Here is a 19079-nt window from a genome sequence, read left to right on the forward strand (position 1 = left end):
GCAGGTCTTGCCTTGATGATAGATGTAAGAGGAAGAGATCAATAGAACTGTTCCTTGCTTACTTCGAATTAACAAACCCACACAACTTCTTCACGAAGAGCTTTAAGGATTTACAAAAATGAACATGGGAATAACCCCCTGTCAATTCAATTATTTAGTGTATGTTTTGTATGAATAAGTATGGGCTCTGTGTGGACACACATTTGTGAATTTTCCTCTTGAAGACATAAGAAATTATGTTCGGCTCATACTCTAATGGTGGAAATCAATACCTGGTAGAATTTCTTAATTTTTCCAAAATTAGCAAAAAAAATAAAAAAACAAATAAATGTGATATATTTTTTAATCAACTGGATTTAAATCTATTAATTTATATTTACAAGAAAAGAAAATGTTAAATAAGAGGTAGAGAACAAGTAACATTTTATCTACAAGATTTAATATAGTCTGAATAGAAAATATGCAAATGATATGATATTTCTATAAACAAAAAGAGTTCCGCTGTCTAGCGGAACTCTTTTTGTATAATATATATAAGATCTATTATTTCTGTCCTTTCAGTATATTAGCTTCATCAATATATTTGTCTGCTTCAATAGCAAGAGGTGAGTTCATATATTGATTCTTTATAATTGAAAACACTTCAATTACTTTATCGTAATTTCCTTGATTACGATATATAAGACCTGCTTTTTTGTATAACATAGGGCTTTGAGAAGCATTATCTACACCTTTAGCAGCCTTGATATAATAAGAAACAGCCTCATCTGATTTTCCCAGGTTATCCAAGCAGTCGCCGATTGCACCATTCGCCAGTTGTGATATTATTTTATCACTACCGCTATAGTCTTTCAGGTATTCAAGACCTTTCTCGTAGTTACCCATATTTGCATAACAGATCCCGGCATATAGTTTAGCCAGTTTTCCGGCTTTAGTAGAACCATAGTCGCTTATGATTGATTCAAATCCTACATATCCGTTTTTATCTCCAAAAACAGCTAATGAATCTTGTCCGGCTCTGAAGTACTGTTCACCTCTGAACATTGCCACCTGAGCTTCGGTAGTTTTTGGCCCTACAATAAAATAGTTGTATGCAAGAAATGCACTAACGACCACAACTATAGCACCAATACCTATTAATAATTGTTTTTGGTATTTTTCAATGAAACGTTCTGATTCTGCAACTGCTGTTCCAATACGTTCCCAGTCTTTTTCTTCACGCAATTCAGCTTGTTTCTTTTTAGACATTTTTAATCTGTTATAAATATTTATATTATTCTGTTAATTTCAAATTTAGCAGCGACAAAAATAGCTGTTTTATCCTTATAAATAAAATCCTTAACTATATTTTTTTTATTCGGTATAAAATTTAATGAGTTGTTCAAGTGCCTTTTGACATGCAGGACAAAAATCTTTGCAAGTATTTGTCTTCATTCTACAGTCAACAGCAGGACGATATATCCCTTTAGACGAATAGCCTCCTCCTTCAAAGACTCCAATAGGATATTTATCTGCCGACTTTATATCCGTAGGAATTGGAGTGTCTTTTACCAATAAGCTTTTCCATTTCGAATTAAAATCGACAAGCGTTGTTATATTTGGTTCCCATGGCTCTACACCAAAAGGATAGCTATCGCTAAACGTATCATTTTCATAGTAGTATTCATCGGCCAATCCACCAAAGCTATGACCAAATTCATGAACAACAACAGGCTTGAAGTCTGCATGCCCCGTAGTAGTCAATGTATAGGCATTAAAAATACCACCACCGCCATATACATCAGTATTCGCTAATATAATAATATGAGCATAAGGTATCCCTGCAATTGGGTCGTGTATGTCCTTTACATTCGTAGTAGTCAGGTAACGATCAGAATAAAAGGTATCGAAATGGGAATGAAAAGCCGTTTCATTCCATTTGCCTTTACGAGGCACGCTTACACCGGAGTCTTTCGATTCTGTTTCTACAGCAATAAAGTTGAACTTATCTTGCATACGATTAAATGGGCTATGTGCTAAAATCTGTTCGCATGCCGTTTTTGCATTTTGTCTGAATTTTTCCATTTCAGAAGTCGTGTAACCTTCTGCCAGAATAACGACATTGACGCATTTATCTACAGGTCCCCCTTGATGTATAACGGTATAAGCCGGGGTATTTTTCAATCCTTTTTTCCTTATTAGGATATCGTCAGGAGTGACAGTATGCCTAAGAGCGGTTTTGTACGAACCGCCTTTTTCTCGCAGACTTACCTCTATATCAACCTTATCTTTGGGATATGGCAATAAGAATGTGTTTTCGAAACTTTTTCTTACTGTAGCAGCTTCAGGGATAGTGAGCCATTCTTGAAATAAAGAACTGAAGGATTCAAGATAAATACATTTCCCGGTTCTATGATCCGTCATTTTGATTTGCCCGTTACCTTGTCTTCCCAGTTCTGCAAGATGGTGACGGCGTCCTGCCCATTGGGGCAATTGGTTTAATTGTTCGAGAGAAACGGTCTGAGAGACATTGTCACCTGTAAATATATAATCCACACGCAACGTTTTGTTTTCAAAGTATTCTTCAAAGTTTTGAGAATATCCCCCCAGTGCAAGAAGGAAAAGTGATAGGGTTAACAGAAAATATTTCATGAAAAGCTTCGTTTTAGAATAGAACAAAGATAAAAAATTAATCACAATATTTAAGGATAAAGTTTCTATCAATTCAATTTGATTCTTAGGATGGAAGATGAAAATTTATACTTTTTTTGATTTTTCATATTATGCTTTCTTATATAATTGATTAGCTTTGCATCCGAATACACTATATAGTTAGAGGTCTCTACATGAGGAAAATTCAGTTGTTGACGTATACGTTTCTGCTTATTCTTTTTTCTGTGCCTTTTTGGGGTGCACAAATTTCTCGTATAGAGTCACGTATAACACACCTCGACAACCCTCAAGACTCATTGCCTACCGACTCTGCATCACCTCGGGTTCGTTTAAGTCGAGACCCAGTTCGTAAGACTCAGAATGATTCTATACGGATGCGTGGAGATTCCCTTCCGTCCGACTCTATAAAGAAAAAGAAAGCCGTTTTGGATGCTGTAGTAGACTATACAGCCAATGACTCTATAGTTCTTACAGCAGGAAATTGGGGATATTTATATGGCGAAAGCGTTGTGAAATACACCGATATTTCACTCAAAGGAGAAAAAATATGGATGAACATGGATAGTAGCCTTGTTTATGCCACATACGGTCTCGATTCTGTAGGAAAAGAATTTGGATTCCCTGTATTTACAGATGGAGGAACAGACTACGAATCAAAAACAATGAAATATAACTTTAAAACAAAGAAAGGTTATATTACAAATGTGATTACCACTCAAGGAGAAGGATATATTGTAGCAAGCAGAGCAAAAAAGAACGACGACAATTCATTTTTCATGAGAGAGGGAAAATATACCACTTGCGACGATCACGAACACCCTCACTTTTACTTGGCACTGACAAAAGCCAAGGTGAGACCTAAAAAGAACGTCGTAACAGGTCCTGCATATCTTGTTATTGAAGATTTACCTCTTCCTATCGGTTTACCGTTTGGATTTTTCCCATTTTCTGAAAAGTATTCTTCGGGGGTTATCATGCCTTCCTATGGAGATGAGCTCGCCCGAGGATTTAACTTAAGAGACGGAGGTTATTACTTTGCTATCAATGATAATATCGATTTAGCTGTGACCGGAGAAATATATACTAAAGGTTCGTGGGGAATCAATGCCCGCTCATCATACAGAAAAAGGTATAAATATTCGGGGGGATTTGATGTCGGATATCTAGTTACCAAACTCGGAGAAAAGGGAATAGATTACTCTTTGGCAAAAGACCTAAAAATCAACTGGACACACAGCCAAGACCCTAAGTCAAATATGTTCAGAACTCTGTCGGCAAGCGTACAATTCTCTACCAGTTCTTACGACCGTAATGACCTGAATACGGCTTACACCCCTATGGGAACCAATAATACAAAAAGCTCAAATGTAACACTAACCCAAAAGATACCAAATTCTCCGTGGAGTTTCTCTGCCAATATTAGTGCAGCCCAACGTACACAAGACTCAACAATATCTCTTACCTTGCCTAACGTTACAGTTACGATGAGCCGCATAGCTCCGTTTAAAAGGAAAGATGCCGTAGGCGCAGAAAAATGGTACGAGAAGATACAATTGAGTTATACGGGAGATTTAAGAAACAGTATTACGACAAAAGAAAACAAGCTATTTCAGTCTAACTTGCAAAAAGACTGGAATAATGCAATGAAACATACAATCCCTGTGTCTGCTACTTTCAGTGCGTTAAACTACCTAAATATCACTCCGTCTTTCAACTATACCGAGCGATGGTATACAAGCAAAATAGAAAAACGATGGGATACTGATCAACGCCGCATGATAGCTGAAGATACAACCTATTCATTCAACCGCGTTTATGATTTCAATTTCTCTCTTGGTTTTCAAACCAAGCTGTATGGGATGTTCACTCCTATATTTTCAAAGAACACTCAGATCCGCCATGTATTCACCCCTAGCATAAGTCTAAGTTATGCTCCGGATTTCAGTAGTCAAAAATTCGGATTTTATGAGAAGTTATATTACTATGATTCGGAAGGAAATTGGAGAGATACAGGAAATAAATATTCTCCATATGAACAAGGTATGTTTGGTGTACCAAGCCAAGGAGCCCAAGGAATGATTAATTTCAGCTTCGACAACAATCTTGAAATGAAATACAGAGACTCCAATGACTCTATAAAAAAGATCAGTTTGATTGATAATCTCGGGATTAATTTCAGTCACAATATGATGGCCAAAGAGTTCAAATGGAGTGACATAAACATGGGGCTCCGGCTCAAGTTCAGCAAATCATTTACTGTAAATCTGAATGCAGCATTCGACCCATATCTCTATAGAGCTGAGACAAACGATGCAGGGGAAGTAACCAGTTTGAGACGTGTCAATGAACTTCGTATTTCAAACGGAAAAGGGTTTGGGCGATTGAAAAGTACAGGATATTCCATATCGCCATCTATTAATCAGGATACATTCAAAAAATGGTTTGGAGGCGGCGATGACAAGGACAAGGATTCTAAAAAGAAAGAAGATGAATCCACACAGAGTGAAAATAATTTGGCCGCACCCGGAGAAGAAGAAGAACGTAAAAGCTTGATGGAGGCAAAAAAAGATGATAACCAGTATGATGAAGATGGTTATGTAAAAAATGAGATCAAGTGGAATTTGGGGATCAGCTTCTCAATGAATTATAATACGAATAAACTACCTAAGCAAGCAGCTCGAAACGATTACGCAGAATATAGAGGTACGTTAACTAAAGCCCTCAGCTTGAACGGAAATATACAACCGACGAAAAATTGGAGTTTCAATTTCAATGCCAGTTATGACTTCGATGCAGGCAAAATAGCATACATGAGTTGTAATCTTACTCGCAACCTACACTGTTGGTCTATTTCGGCAAGTTTCAACCCTGTGGGTCAATACAAATCATATTATGTATCGTTACGTGCAAGTTCTTCAATGCTCCAGGATTTGAAATACGAGCAACGCGGACGGGCTTCCAGCTATGATCCTAATTGGGATTAATATGTTTCATAATACTTTGAACTATGCAAAGTATTATCAGTATTTGTCTTTTACTAAACCTATAAATATCACCAAAGATGAAAAAAATCATTTTCAGTTCTCTATTAATGATATCTCTTCTTTTTATCTTAGGCGCATGCAGTTCGGCAGACAAGCATTTCCTTAAAGATAAAGAGTATAGGGAACAAGTACACCAACAGTTTATGAAACGCAAAGACCTTGCGGCAGGACGTAGTGAACAATTGTTTTCTGCTTTAGATAAACAAGAACTCACCCTGGAACAACGTGAGGCTTTAGAATTCCTATACGCTTATATGCCTCTTTCGGATTTGGCAGATTATGATGCGGATTTTTTCCTTGGTCAGGTAGATGCAGCATTCAAAGCTCGTGATTACTTCGATTGGGGTAAAAAAATACCTGATGATATATTCCGTCATTTTGTATTGGTCTATCGTGTAAATAATGAAAACCTAGATACTGCCCGACAAGCATTCTTCGATGAACTCAAAGATAGAGTAAAAGGGCTGACAATGGAAAAAGCAGTATTGGAGGTAAACCATTGGTGTCACGAAAAAGTAACTTACCGAGGAACAGACGGACGCACATCCGCACCACTTGCTTTAGCTAAAACATCTTGGGGACGCTGTGGCGAAGAATCGACTTTCACTACAGCTGCACTTCGTGCTGTAGGTATTCCTGCCCGCCAGTGTTACACGCCACGCTGGGTACACACCGACGACAATCACGCGTGGGTAGAAGCATGGGTAGATGGCAAATGGCATTATATAGGAGCTTGCGAACCAGAACCAGAATTGGATGTAGCGTGGTTCTCTGCTCCGGTAAAACGTGCTATGATGGTACACACCAATGTTTTTGGATTGTACAATGGCCCTGAGGAAAAGAATGTACAAACAGACCTCTATTCGGTTATCAATCTGCTTGGTAATTATACGAATACACGCGATGTAAAAGTAAAAATAGTAGACGAAGCCGGTAAACCTGTAGAAGGTGCAACCGTAAAATTTAAAGTTTACAATTATGCTGAGTTTTACCCTATCGCCACAAGTACTACTAAAACGGATGGAACAGCTTCTATAATCTCAGGAATGGGAGACATATTTGTTTGGGCAAATAAGGGCGATATATATGGATATGCTAAATCTACTCCTGAATCGGGAGAAGTGACAGTTACATTAAATAATAAACCGGGAAAAGGCTTAGATGAAACCATTGTAATGGAAGCTCCGGCAGAACAAGCCATAAAAGAATTAGCACCAGAAAAGATTGCTGAAAACGCAAAGCGTCTGGCTCACGAAGACTCGATACGAAATGCATATATGGCAACCTTTATTAGCGAATCGGATGCTAAGAAATTTGCAGAAAAAAATAAGCTAAACCCTGATAAGACTTGGAATATTTTATCCAAATCGCAAGGAAACTGGCAGGAAATATCCTCTTTTATGGAGGCTAAAAAAGATAATCCATATCTGAATGCATTCTTATTATCTCTATCCGATAAAGATTTACGAGATACTCCGGCTGCATACCTGTTAGATCACCTTACTATCGGACAAGATGCGACACAAAAGAAACTAGCTGAAGACAGCCCTCTGGTAGGCAGCATCTATTCTCCAAGAATATCACAAGAATTGATTCGTCCGTGGCGAAGCTTCTTCAAAAAAGTATTAACGGAAGATTTTGTAAACAAATCGAGAAATGATATTAATGAAGTAATAAACTTTGTTCGTGAAAATATAAAAATTGATGAAGAACAAAATTATTTCAAATGCCCGATCTCACCTCAAGGCGTATATGAATTGAAAGTTTCAGATAAGCCATCAAGGGATATATTATTTGTTGCTCTTTGTCGTTCTATAGATATCCCTGCACGTATTGATCGTGCAACAGGACGCCCTCAATATCTAAAGGGGGAAACTGCTTGGACTGATGTATTCTTTGATAAGCAAGCCGAAGAACAGCCAAAGGCTACAATTCAGTTTACAAATGCAAAGGATAATATTGTGAAGCCGGGTTATTATACTCATTTCACAATTGCCCGATACGACAATGGTGACTTTGTTACTCTCGATTATGAAAACAGTATAAAAGATCTACCGGCTAAAATAACAGTAGACGCAGGCTACTATCGTTTGATGATAGGTAGTCGTGGAAATGATGGTTCTGTAACGATAAGTACACGCTACTTTGAAGTAAAAGGCAATGAAGCGAAAACATTCGAAATCGAATTACCGAAAGTAGAAGGTCGCATTCAGGTACAAGGTATAGTAGATCCGAACACAGTTGTTACATTACAAGATGGCAGTAAAAAGTCAATCAAAGAACTAACTAACGGTAAAGGTTTGATGATCTGCTTTGCTGATCCGGACAAAGAACCTACTAAGCATATCCTGCAAGACCTTCCGGCCGTACAACAAGCTATTGAAGAATGGGGCGGAGGAATCTTGTTTGCTATTCCTGACGACAAGCTAAGTAAGGCGTTTGATGCTTCTGTCTTTAAAGGTCTACCTAAGCAATCATTATGGATGACTGATCATAACAGGACTTTGTTAAATACAGTAGCGGGAGCTTTGCAAATCGAATTCTCAAACAACTTCCCGCTTACAGTATATATTTCTACAAATGGCGGTATTTTGTATTCTTCGCAAGGTTACCGAATTGGTATCGGAGAGAATATAATTAAGACAATAGAGTTGGAGAAAGGAACAAAATAACAGTTGAAATATAAGATACAAAAAATGGCAGATCATCTGATCTGCCATTTTTGTTATTTATAGTAACAGCTTACTTTTTTGTATGCTCTGTAATTATTTTCACAAGGTCTTCTTTAGATACCAAACCTCTCAAGCGAGTAATCTCCTTTCCATCTTTGTATACAACAATAGTGGGTAATACCTCAATCCCTTTATCTATCGAAAACTTCTTGTAGTTGTCAACATTCATTTTCGCAACCTTTGCCGATCCTTTGTATTCTTTAGCTACACTTTCGAGAATAGGAGCCATTCGGCGACATGGACCACACCACGGAGCCCAGAAGTCAACAAACACTAATCCTGTTCCGGTCTCTTTTTCATAATTAGAAGAGGTAAGCGTTACAATAGGAGTATCATTATTAGTCGTGTTGTTATTCCCAAACACACTATTGTTTCCCAATAGAATAGTCAAAGCCATAAGAACTATGCCGAGTATTGGAAGGGTTATTTTACGTCTCATTATTAATAGTTTTATATGATTTTGGGCAAATATAATAGTTCTTATCTATTAAAATGTTCTTGTTATAACTATTTATACATTTTTCGGTATGATATATATTAAATTCAACTATTTTTGCATCAGAAAGGTATATAATACGGAATGAATCACGAACCTCAAATACTAGATTTAGATAAAGTACTTGCCGAGAAAGCTCCCAAGATTTATAATAAGGTACCACGTTTTGCAATAAACTGCCTCAAGCGAAAAATCCATTTAGATGAACTGAACGAAATACTTACGATCTATGCTGATAAGTATGGAGTGGATTTTATGCAAGCGGTTGTAGGATATTTCAATCTTACATTAGAGACTTCGGGGCTAGAAAATATTCAGGATGACAGAAAGTATATATTTGTATCAAACCACCCTTTAGGCGGACTCGATGGCATCTGCTTATCTGCAGTTATTGGAGAACGATTCGATAAAAAAATAAAATACGTAGTAAACGATGTTTTATACTTTATTAAGAATCTGCAACCTATTTTTCTTCCGGTCAATAAATATGGACGTCAGTCGAAACAAGCGACCACAAGCCTAAATGAAGCCTATGAATCGGACAACCAAATCATTACCTTCCCTGCGGGCTTATGTTCCAGACAAGAGAATGGCAAGATTCATGATTTGGATTGGCAGAAAAATTTTATTCTGAAAGCGGTAGAATCAAGAAGGGACGTAGTTCCTGTGCACTTTGAGGGCAAAAATTCAAATTTCTTTTATAGATTTGCAAATATAAGAAAGCGTCTGGGCATAAAATTTAATATTGAGTTGATCCTATTGCCTGACGAAATGTTTAAGAATAAAAATAAAAGTTTTTCCATAACATTTGGTGAACCTATACCATATACATTCTTTGACAATTCAAAGAGTGCTATGCAATGGGCGCAGTATGTAAAGGAAAAGTCATATAATTTGGCAAAAACAAACAAGCAATAAATGGAAACTGTTATCGCACCGATAAATAAGGATTTATTGAGAGCCGAACTGACAAAGGATAAATTTCTCAGGTATACAAATAAGGCTAACAATGAAATCTATATTGTCACACATCATAATTCGCCGAATGTGATGCTGGAGATAGGCCGTCTGCGTGAGATAGCATTCCGGTATTATGGCGGAGGAACAGGGAAGTCTGTAGATATAGACGAGTACGACAAAATGGACAATCCATACAAGCAATTAATAGTATGGAATCCGGAAGCAGGAGAGATAATCGGTGGATATCGCTTTATATGCGGACCTGATATTTGCTTCGATGAGAATGGAGAACCCATATTGGCTACATCGCATTTGTTCCATTTCTCCGAAAGGTTTATTAAGGAATATCTCCCTTATACATTCGAGCTTGGACGTTCGTTTGTTACGCTCGAATATCAATCAACACTAGCCGGCTCGAGAGGTATCTTCGCATTAGATAATCTTTGGGATGGATTAGGTGCCCTATCTGTGGCTGACCCTTCCATGAAGTATTTTTTTGGGAAGGTAACAATGTACGACACATACAATACACAAGCCCGGGATATGATTCTTTATTTTCTGAATAAATATTTCCCGGATCCCGAAAAGCTTGTATGGCCAAAGCAAGCCTTAACGATAGAGACCGAAAAGAGCAAGCTGAGAAGGCTATTTGATGGAGAGTCGTTCAAGTCTGACTATCGAATATTAAACACTTCCGTTCGTAAATTAGATCTTAATATTCCTCCACTTGTAAATGCTTACATGAGCCTTTCCCCTCAAATGAAGGTCTTTGGAACGGCAGTAAACGATACTTTTGGCAATGTAGAGGAAACAGGAATCCTCATCAATGTGGATGAGATATTAGAAGAAAAGAAAAAAAGACATATTGAGTCCTACTTAAAAGATAAACCTTCGAAACGCTTTTTGAAGAGACTTCGACAAATGATAAACTGGAGTTGGACAAAATACGAAGACAGGCCTAAACCGAAGAAAAGAAAAAATGAAGGCTTTTTTACAATCTCCCGTAGGATTAATCGAGATAAGAGAAACTGACGGTTATATTTCATCGGTAAGGATTATTCACCAAGAAGGGGAGGAAAAAGCCGACTCTTCACCACTTTTGAATAATGCAATAAAACAGCTGGAAGAATATTTCTCCGGAGAACGTAAAGTTTTTGACTTACCCCTGAAACAAAACGGTACACCGTTTCAGCAAAAAGCATGGGAATATCTGAGCACAATCCCTTATGGAAAAACTGTTTCGTATAAAGATGAAGCTATCGCTATTAGTTCACCCAAAGGATGTAGAGCTGTAGGTGCTGCAAACGGAAAAAATAATCTAGCCATTATAGTCCCTTGCCACCGTGTGGTAAATGAAGGAGGACAATTGGGTGGCTATGCATATGGAACAGATATAAAACTTCTTCTTCTTGAACTCGAAAATTATTATAACTTCATGTAAATGCTGAATCTCTCACGATATAACATAATTCTAGCATCCAATTCGCCTCGTAGAAAAGAACTTCTGAGTGGGCTAAACATACCCTATGAGATAAAAACTTTACCTGATATTGACGAGTCATATCCGGACAACCTTACAGGAGAGGATATCGCTATCTATATTGCGAAAGAAAAGGCTAATGCTTACCTCGATCAACTGGATGAGAATACATTACTTATAACTGCAGACACAATCGTCTTACTCGATGGAAAAGTTTATGGAAAGCCATCAGATGAAACAGATGCGAAGCAAATGCTACGCGATCTTTCCGGAAAAACGCATCAGGTAATGACAGGCGTATGCATCACAACCAAAGACAAGCAAGTCTCTTTTGGTGTATCATCCGAAGTTCGCTTCTCTAAACTTGATGACGATGAAATTGAATATTACGTTTCCAACTATAAGCCTTTCGACAAAGCCGGAGCATATGGAGTGCAAGAGTGGATAGGATATGTAGCTGTAGAGTATATCTCAGGATCGTATTTTAATATAATGGGATTACCCATACAAAGATTATATAGAGAACTGAAAAAGTTTTGAGTTATACAAAACAAAAAAGACGGCTTCAAACCGTCTTTTCTTGTATTATTATAAATATCCTGATTTTATTATCCTACACTACCCTCCAGACTGATTTGTAATAGCTTTTGAGCTTCAACAGCAAATTCCATCGGAAGATTTTGCATTACCTCTTTAGCATAGCCATTTACTATAAGCCCCACAGCTTCTTCAGTTCCTATACCGCGCTGATTACAATAAAGAATCTGATCTTCACTAATCTTAGAAGTAGTAGCTTCATGCTCAATGATAGCCCCCGGATTTGCTATATCTGAATAAGGGAATGTATGTGCACCACACTTATCACCGAGTAATAAACTGTCGCATTGCGAGTGATTGCGTGCACCTTCTGCCTTTGGTGAAACTTTAACCAAACCTCTATATATATTTTGACTAAGCCCTGCTGATATCCCTTTGGATACGATACGGCTCTTTGTATTTTTACCGAGGTGTATCATCTTGGTACCTGTATCAGCCTGCTGATAATGATTGGTTACCGCAACAGAATAAAACTCACCGATAGAATCATCTCCTGCAAGGATACATGATGGGTATTTCCATGTAATAGCGGAACCTGTCTCTACCTGTGTCCAAGAGATCTTAGAGCCTTTTCCTTTACATATACCACGCTTAGTAACAAAGTTATAAATTCCTCCCTTACCATCTTTATCTCCCGGATACCAGTTTTGCACAGTAGAATATTTCACTTCTGCGTAGTCGAGAGCTATGATTTCTACAATAGCAGCGTGCAACTGATTTTCGTCACGCATAGGAGCTGTACAGCCCTCAAGGTAGCTAACGTATGAATTATCCTCAGCAACGATCAGAGTTCGCTCAAACTGACCTGTATTGGCCGCATTGATGCGGAAATATGTAGACAACTCCATCGGGCAACGTACACCTTTAGGAATATACACAAAAGATCCGTCACTGAATACGGCAGAGTTAAGCGCAGCAAAGAAATTATCTCTATATGGAACTACAGATCCAAGATACTTTTTAACCAATTCGGGGTGTTCCTGTACAGCCTCACTGAAAGCACAGAATATAATACCCTTTTCGGCCAACACTTCCTTAAATGTAGTTTTTACGGAAACACTATCTACAACTGCATCCACAGCCATAGTTTGCACACCGGCTAATATTTCGCGTTCATGAAGCGGAACTCCTAGTTTATCAAATGTTTTCAACAACTCAGGATCTACTTCATCAAGGCTTTTAGGTCCGTCTTTTTTCTTTGGAGCTGCATAGTAACTGATGCTCTGATAGTCAATCTCCGGAATTTCCAGATGCGCCCATTCCGGCGTCTTCATTGTAAGCCAATGACGATATGCTTTAAGACGGTATTCGAGCAACCAATCCGGCTCATTTTTTTTCGCTGAAATCAGACGTACAACATCTTCGTTGAGTCCGATTGGAATAACCTCAGTTTCAATATCCGTTACAAAACCGTATTTATAATCTCCGGTGGTAACGTCTTCTAAAATTTTATCTTGAGTTTCTTGCATGATTAATTTTATTTTAGCGAATAGCCGTAGGCTATAGGCTGTTAAAGTCAATTATTGGTTGTAAGCAGAATGCTTATTGCCAGTTTGCAAAGATATTACATTCTATTCATAAATTATACATATATAAATATTTTGCATCACTGATAGAACACATAGAACGGGCTTTTGTTTAGTTTTTTCCTTTTTATAACAGTAGGACTAACCGATACAACATAAATAGTCGGCTCTCCTGATATCCCATCAGAAGAGCCGACACGCTTCAAATCCAAATTGATCTTAATAGTGTTATGAATTTTTAAGAACGTTTATAATATTCCCTTGTCTGAATCTGAGTTCTCCAAGCTCTTTTTCCCTGCTTCATGCTTTCTACCGAACGATACGTTCCATGAAAAGCGCAAATAAAGCATGTGTCCGTTTTCTTTTATATACGACCATGATGTCGATGGCTTAATATTGGACACGTTACGACTTCCTGCACTCCAGTAATCCTTAAACGGATATGACATCCCAACCGAAAGTTGTGCTTCTTTGTACTTATATCCGGCTTCTATATAGTTCCAGTCTTCACCATACCAGATAGTTTCGCCCCACAACTCTTTATATCTGGTATACATTCCCATTGTCAATAAACAGTTTTTATATATAAGGTTTGAACGAGCTCCGCCATGCATAAAATTGTGTACATGTGTATTACCATAATTGGACTTAAATATATCCCGATGCACTCCAAACCATCCGGTAACAGTCCATATATCTTTAATAAGCCTCAAAGTAACATCTCCATTTAAGAATAAGTAATGTTCTCCCTTATGATTATCCGAAAAGCTTATCACCTTATCCCCTTCTATACTAAACGCGTCTACTATAAGCTTATCAAAATACATATAACCGATAACTGTACTTATATCAAATATTCCTTTATTGTAACTTAAAGTCAATCTGTTGTTATATAAATTATATGGTTTTAGGTTAGGATTTCCCCTACTTATCTGATAAGTATCGGTTTGTTGTTCCACACCACTTAGTTGCCCCAAGGAAGGAGTCCGTGTATTCACTATAAATGAATATTTCAACGAAAAATTATCATTTAATGGATAACTAAGTTGAACGGAAGGGCGGAAAGTATAATAGGTAGCATCCTTCGTCCCTTCTTTGAAAAACAGACGAGTTCCACCTATGCCGATAGTGTAGCCTAACTTTTTAGCTATTTTTCCCTGTATCTGAGCATACAAATAAGATTCCGCATTTTTCATTTTAGTAATAGTATTTGCTCCGCCCTCATACGTATTATCAGCAAAACCTTGTGTATGTTTTATTCCCGAGGAGAAGGATAGATTTTCGAACTGCTTTTCATATACGGCTTCACCGATAAGTGAGTATTTATTACCGTCTATTTTATTGAAAATATCGGAAAGCACTTCGCCATCTTCAGTTTCTTTGTATCTACGGTCACTATTGGAACCAATGTATGTCCCCACCAGATTTACAGCAAGTGATTGCTTATTCTTTAACTCACGCTTAAAGTATATATCGAGTACAGGAGTATATTCATTCCCTTTATTTCTTGAAGAGGAAAGTGTCTTATTTAGACTATTGGAATATAATATATTTTGTGCGTTTTGATTTTTATAATTGTAGAACTGATTCTTAAACAATACGTTAAACACATACTTATCAGGGGAAGTAAGATTGTATGATAGATTCAAGTATTGATATTGATAATCCATAGGAGCATAAATACCTTTCTGCTCTCTGGTGATCGGATTGTTCGGAAAATTCAGTGTCTCTGTTTGATCAGACCACCGTTTGTCATAGCTTCTATAATTAATAAAATAATTGAGTCCGAATTCAGAGGCCTTATAGTTTGTCTTGAAAGTTAGATTATCATTTCCAAACCCTACATATGGAGAATTCCGTCCGTCTGCAAACACATACCCTCCATAATTTTTCTGTCGGTCAACAATCAGATTTAATACAGCACCCACATTCTCATTTCCAAAACGTACTCCGGGATCTTCAAAAAATTCGACACGAAGGATATCTTGTGATCTCAAAGCTGCAACTTCTTGTACAGAAGCCCTGACCCCATTGATGCGAAGTTGAACTTCTTGGTTACTAATTTTTATAGTCCTGTTTACAGCATCTATATTCAATCGGGGTATTGCCATATTGCTAAGCAAGTCGAATGCACTCACAGATGTTTTTACCTGCATAGAGTCGGGCATAAGTATTTGACGATCTATTTTGTTTATTATCCGATTCCCTGTTACAATAACTTCACCAAGAGTTTTCGCATCTTCCTGTATTTCTATATCACCTAAATCGATATGTGTTGTAAGATTATTAATCTTGATAAATGTTGTACGATAGCCCATGTAAGAGGCCTTCAGGATGTAATCTTGTTTTTGAAACTGCCCCGCAATCAAGAACAAACCTGTAGTGTCTGTTTGAGATCCGGTGATATATGAGGAATCCACTTTAAGCAATACTGTTGTAGCAAACTCAATAGGCTGTTTTGTTTTCAGATCTACAATACGCCCTTTTATATCTATCGCACTTACCGAGATGCTGACGATAATAAGTAAAAGTAAGGATAATATAGCTTTCATTCTTTTTGTTTAATTATTTATACTATTTACACGAAATGAAAAGCCATAGTGTTACAACAGATTTCCTTTAATTTGAAAATATTGTCATTTTCGATCTTTTTGATTTCTATATAATTTTAATTTCCAACGATTTTTATATATAAAAAAATGGCTGTGATGTTTCCTCACAGCCATTATATATATCAGAAGTTGTTAATTAACTTTTAAAGTTAATAGCAGCCTGTGCTGCCGCTAGGCGTGCAATTGGAACACGGTATGGAGAGCAGCTCACATAGTTCAATCCTACGCAATGACAGAATTCGATAGAAGATGGTTCACCTCCATGTTCACCACAAATACCGACTTTCATGCCCGGACGAGTTTGACGGCCTTTAGTCACAGCAGATTGTACAAGTTGTCCCACACCTTCCCTATCTATAGCCTGGAATGGATCTATTTTTAGAATACCTTTCTCTAAGTAAATAGGCAGGAATTTACCCACATCGTCACGAGAGAACCCGAATGTCATCTGAGTAAGGTCATTTGTTCCCAAAGAGAAGAATTCAGCAGATTCGGCAAGCTTGTCAGCTGTAATAGCGGCACGAGGCGTTTCCACCATTGTTCCTACTTCAAAATCGATTCTATCTCCTATTTCTGCAAACACCTTTTCAGCAGTACTGCGAATGATATCTTCCTGGAATTTCATTTCACTCAAAGACGTAGTCAATGGTACCATGATTTCAGGATGAGTTTTTATTCCTTTTTTCTTCAGTTTCAGAGCAGCTTGCAGAATGGCTCTTGTCTGCATTTCAGTAATTTCAGGATAAGTATTTGCAAGACGGCAACCACGATGTCCGAGCATTGGATTCATTTCTTGCAATGATGAAATCTTTTGTTTTATCTTACTTTCAGAAATCTGCATTGCTTCTACCATTTCTTCCAAACCCTTCATATCATGAGGTAAGAATTCATGCAACGGTGGATCCAGTAAACGAACTGTTACAGGAAGTCCTTCCATAGCTGCGAATATACCTTCAAAGTCTTCTTGCTGGAGAGGAAGCAGCTTTTTTAATGCTTTCTTACGTTCTTCTACATTGTCTGCCAAAATCATTTCACGCATGGCAATGATCTTATCTCCTTCGAAGAACATGTGCTCTGTACGGCATAAACCAATTCCTACAGCCCCAAAGTTATGGGCAACAGAAGCATCGTGTGGAGTATCCGCATTCGCTCTTACTTTCAGGCGGGAATATTTATCTGTAAGCTTCATCATTTCGGCGAAGTCTGCACTTAATTCGGCATCTTTTGTTCCTACCTTACCGTCATACACTTCTCCTGTAGAGCCATTGATAGAGATCCAATCCCCTTCACGATACTCACGATCATCAATCATCAGAGAACGCCTCTTGTAATTGATACGGAGATCAGAAACACCGGACACGCAACATTTACCCATACCACGGGCAACAACGGCAGCGTGAGAAGTCATCCCTCCGCGAGCCGTAAGGATACCTTCGGCAACAGCCATACCTTTTAGATCTTCGGCGGCAGTTTCTATTCTGACAAGGATAACTTTTTTATTTTTATGATGGCTTGTTTGCCATTCTGCATCATCGGCAAAGAAAACGATTTGCCCTGTAGCTGCACCCGGAGATGCAGGAAGCCCCTTAGCAATGACTGTAGCAGCTTTTAACGCCTTCGGCTCGAACACTGGGTGCAACAATTCATCTATCTTCTGAGGTTCAACACGCAACAAAGCTTCTTCTTCGGATATTAAACCTTCGTTTAACATATCCATGGCAATCTTTACGGCAGCAGCACCTGTTCGTTTTCCACTACGAGTCTGAAGCAACCATAGCTTGTTGTCTTGTATTGTAAACTCAAGGTCTTGCATGTCTTTATAATGCAATTCAAGCTTTTTCTGAATTTCATTCAGGCTCTTGTAAGCTTCAGGCATTACTTCCTCCAAAGACAATCCTCTTTGTTTTCTTTCCTCTTCAGTGATGCCCTGTTGTCTTGCCCAGTCATAAGACCCCTGTAAGGTAATCTGCTGAGGAGTACGTGTACCGGCAACCACATCTTCACCTTGTGCATTGATAAGGAACTCACCATTGAACCGGGATTCTCCTGTAGCAGCATTACGAGTAAATGCTACTCCCGAACCGGAATTATCATTCATATTACCGAATACCATTGCCTGCACATTAACGGCAGTACCCCACTCTGCAGGAATATTATTCAGTTTGCGATAAAAGATAGCACGTTCGTTCATCCAGCTTTCAAATACAGCCATGATGGCATTCCAAAGTTGTACCCATGGATCTGTTGGAAAGTCTTGTCCGGTCTTTTCTTTTATTATTTTTTTGAAACGTACAACAAGCTCCTTCAAATCTTCTGTACCAAATTCTGAATCTTGTTTTATACCTTTCTTTTCTTTCAGTTCATCTATAATTTCTTCAAAAACATCTTCATCATCCTTTTCTACAGGTTTCAAACCCATCACCACATCACCGTACATTTGTATGAAACGACGATATGAATCCCAAGCAAAGCGAGGAGTCTGTGTCTTACGCGCAATGGCTTCTACGGCTTTTTCGTTTAATCCTAGGTTTAAGATTGTATCCATCATCCCCGGCATGGAAGCTCTTGCTCCCGAGCGAACCGAAACGAGAAGAGGGTTTTCATCATCACCAAATTTAGGGCCTCCCACAACACGCTCGATATGATGTATTGCTTCTTTCACCTCATTTGTAAGAAGTTTAATAACATTTTCTTTACCTTCCTTGTAAAATAAATTGCACACTTCTGTAGTGATTGTAAATCCCGGAGGCACAGGTATACCCATTAGACTCATTTCTGCCAAATTAGCACCTTTTCCTCCTAGTAACTCCTTCATTTTCGCGTTTCCCTCGGTAACTGTACCGCCAAAGACATAAACAGACTTTCCACTCATACTGTAACGATTTTAAAAGGTTAGATAATAGTATTTAACATGTTCATGATATTCGTATAGTGCAAAAATCGACTGACTATCTGTTACAATCAATCGATTTCAATATTA

The 19079-nt window shown here is 38.0% G+C and carries 12 protein-coding genes; 6 read left to right on the forward strand and 6 right to left on the reverse strand.

Translation table 11 applies throughout. From position 1 onward, the window contains the following. Window positions 1-543 precede the first annotated feature (543 nt). Together BGO84_RS03810 and BGO84_RS03815 are read right to left on the reverse strand one after the other, a co-directional pair. Window positions 544-1248, reverse strand: coding sequence for a hypothetical protein (locus tag BGO84_RS03810; protein WP_006841876.1), 705 nt, complete (start codon window positions 1246-1248; stop codon window positions 544-546). A gap of 105 nt (window positions 1249-1353) precedes the next feature. Further along, window positions 1354-2631 carry a M64 family metallopeptidase gene (locus BGO84_RS03815; protein WP_291027796.1) on the reverse strand — a complete coding sequence of 426 codons (1278 nt, stop codon included), beginning with the start codon at window positions 2629-2631 and terminating at the stop codon, window positions 1354-1356. A 194-nt stretch (window positions 2632-2825) separates the two neighbouring features. Here BGO84_RS03815 and BGO84_RS03820 point away from each other — a divergent pair, with 194 nt between their 5' ends. After that, window positions 2826-5636: a putative LPS assembly protein LptD gene (locus BGO84_RS03820; RefSeq protein WP_291027798.1), complete on the forward strand. Its 2811-nt coding sequence runs from the start codon at window positions 2826-2828 to the stop codon at window positions 5634-5636. A 77-nt stretch (window positions 5637-5713) separates the two neighbouring features. Continuing rightward, complete coding sequence (locus BGO84_RS03825; RefSeq protein WP_291027800.1) at window positions 5714-8368, forward strand: transglutaminase domain-containing protein; 2655 nt, start codon at window positions 5714-5716, stop codon at window positions 8366-8368. A gap of 70 nt (window positions 8369-8438) precedes the next feature. On the opposite strand, the gene trxA is transcribed toward BGO84_RS03825, so the two are convergent. Beyond that, complete coding sequence (gene trxA, locus BGO84_RS03830) at window positions 8439-8867, reverse strand: thioredoxin (protein ID WP_291027802.1); 429 nt, start codon at window positions 8865-8867, stop codon at window positions 8439-8441. A gap of 141 nt (window positions 8868-9008) precedes the next feature. On the opposite strand from trxA, the gene BGO84_RS03835 reads away from it, so the two are divergent. The 4 genes from BGO84_RS03835 to BGO84_RS03850 are packed head-to-tail and all read left to right on the forward strand — an operon-like array spanning window position 9009 to window position 11904. Then, window positions 9009-9842: a 1-acyl-sn-glycerol-3-phosphate acyltransferase gene (locus BGO84_RS03835; RefSeq protein ID WP_291027805.1), complete on the forward strand. Its 834-nt coding sequence runs from the start codon at window positions 9009-9011 to the stop codon at window positions 9840-9842. Continuing rightward, window positions 9843-10916, forward strand: a complete 1074-nt coding sequence (locus BGO84_RS03840; protein WP_135105597.1) for a GNAT family N-acetyltransferase — start codon at window positions 9843-9845, stop codon at window positions 10914-10916. It abuts the gene before it with no gap. Continuing rightward, complete coding sequence (locus tag BGO84_RS03845; protein ID WP_291027808.1) at window positions 10864-11325, forward strand: methylated-DNA--[protein]-cysteine S-methyltransferase; 462 nt, start codon at window positions 10864-10866, stop codon at window positions 11323-11325. Before BGO84_RS03840 ends, BGO84_RS03845 begins: the two co-directional genes overlap by 53 nt. After that, window positions 11326-11904 (forward strand): Maf-like protein, encoded by a 579-nt coding sequence (locus BGO84_RS03850; RefSeq protein WP_291027810.1) that lies wholly within the window; start codon window positions 11326-11328, stop codon window positions 11902-11904. A gap of 68 nt (window positions 11905-11972) precedes the next feature. On the opposite strand, the gene sufB is transcribed toward BGO84_RS03850, so the two are convergent. From sufB to ppdK, 3 genes are all read right to left on the reverse strand, one after another. Beyond that, window positions 11973-13430 (reverse strand): Fe-S cluster assembly protein SufB, encoded by a 1458-nt coding sequence (gene sufB, locus BGO84_RS03855; protein WP_135105592.1) that lies wholly within the window; start codon window positions 13428-13430, stop codon window positions 11973-11975. Window positions 13431-13735: 305 nt separating this feature from the next. Continuing rightward, on the reverse strand, window positions 13736-16039 hold the full coding sequence (locus BGO84_RS03860) for an outer membrane beta-barrel protein (RefSeq protein WP_291027812.1): 2304 nt from the start codon (window positions 16037-16039) through the stop codon (window positions 13736-13738). Between the two features lie 196 nt (window positions 16040-16235). Beyond that, window positions 16236-18971, reverse strand: a complete 2736-nt coding sequence (ppdK, locus tag BGO84_RS03865; RefSeq protein WP_291027814.1) for a pyruvate, phosphate dikinase — start codon at window positions 18969-18971, stop codon at window positions 16236-16238. Window positions 18972-19079: the final 108 nt, after the last annotated feature.

It is taken from the genome of Dysgonomonas sp. 37-18 (assembly GCF_001899125.1).
Classification (GTDB): Bacteria; Bacteroidota; Bacteroidia; order Bacteroidales; family Dysgonomonadaceae; genus Dysgonomonas.

Excerpts from the sequence above, each read along its gene's own strand:
- BGO84_RS03810 (WP_006841876.1), bottom strand. The coding sequence starts at position 1,248 with ATGTCTAAAAAGAAACAAGCTGAATTGCGTGAAGAAAAAGACTGGGAA.
- BGO84_RS03815 (WP_291027796.1), bottom strand. The coding sequence starts at position 2,631 with ATGAAATATTTTCTGTTAACCCTATCACTTTTCCTTCTTGCACTGGGG.
- BGO84_RS03820 (WP_291027798.1), top strand. The coding sequence starts at position 2,826 with ATGAGGAAAATTCAGTTGTTGACGTATACGTTTCTGCTTATTCTTTTT.
- BGO84_RS03825 (WP_291027800.1), top strand. The coding sequence starts at position 5,714 with ATGAAAAAAATCATTTTCAGTTCTCTATTAATGATATCTCTTCTTTTT.
- trxA (WP_291027802.1), bottom strand. The coding sequence starts at position 8,867 with ATGAGACGTAAAATAACCCTTCCAATACTCGGCATAGTTCTTATGGCT.
- BGO84_RS03835 (WP_291027805.1), top strand. The coding sequence starts at position 9,009 with ATGAATCACGAACCTCAAATACTAGATTTAGATAAAGTACTTGCCGAG.
- BGO84_RS03840 (WP_135105597.1), top strand. The coding sequence starts at position 9,843 with ATGGAAACTGTTATCGCACCGATAAATAAGGATTTATTGAGAGCCGAA.
- BGO84_RS03845 (WP_291027808.1), top strand. The coding sequence starts at position 10,864 with ATGAAGGCTTTTTTACAATCTCCCGTAGGATTAATCGAGATAAGAGAA.
- BGO84_RS03850 (WP_291027810.1), top strand. The coding sequence starts at position 11,326 with ATGCTGAATCTCTCACGATATAACATAATTCTAGCATCCAATTCGCCT.
- sufB (WP_135105592.1), bottom strand. The coding sequence starts at position 13,430 with ATGCAAGAAACTCAAGATAAAATTTTAGAAGACGTTACCACCGGAGAT.
- BGO84_RS03860 (WP_291027812.1), bottom strand. The coding sequence starts at position 16,039 with ATGAAAGCTATATTATCCTTACTTTTACTTATTATCGTCAGCATCTCG.
- ppdK (WP_291027814.1), bottom strand. The coding sequence starts at position 18,971 with ATGAGTGGAAAGTCTGTTTATGTCTTTGGCGGTACAGTTACCGAGGGA.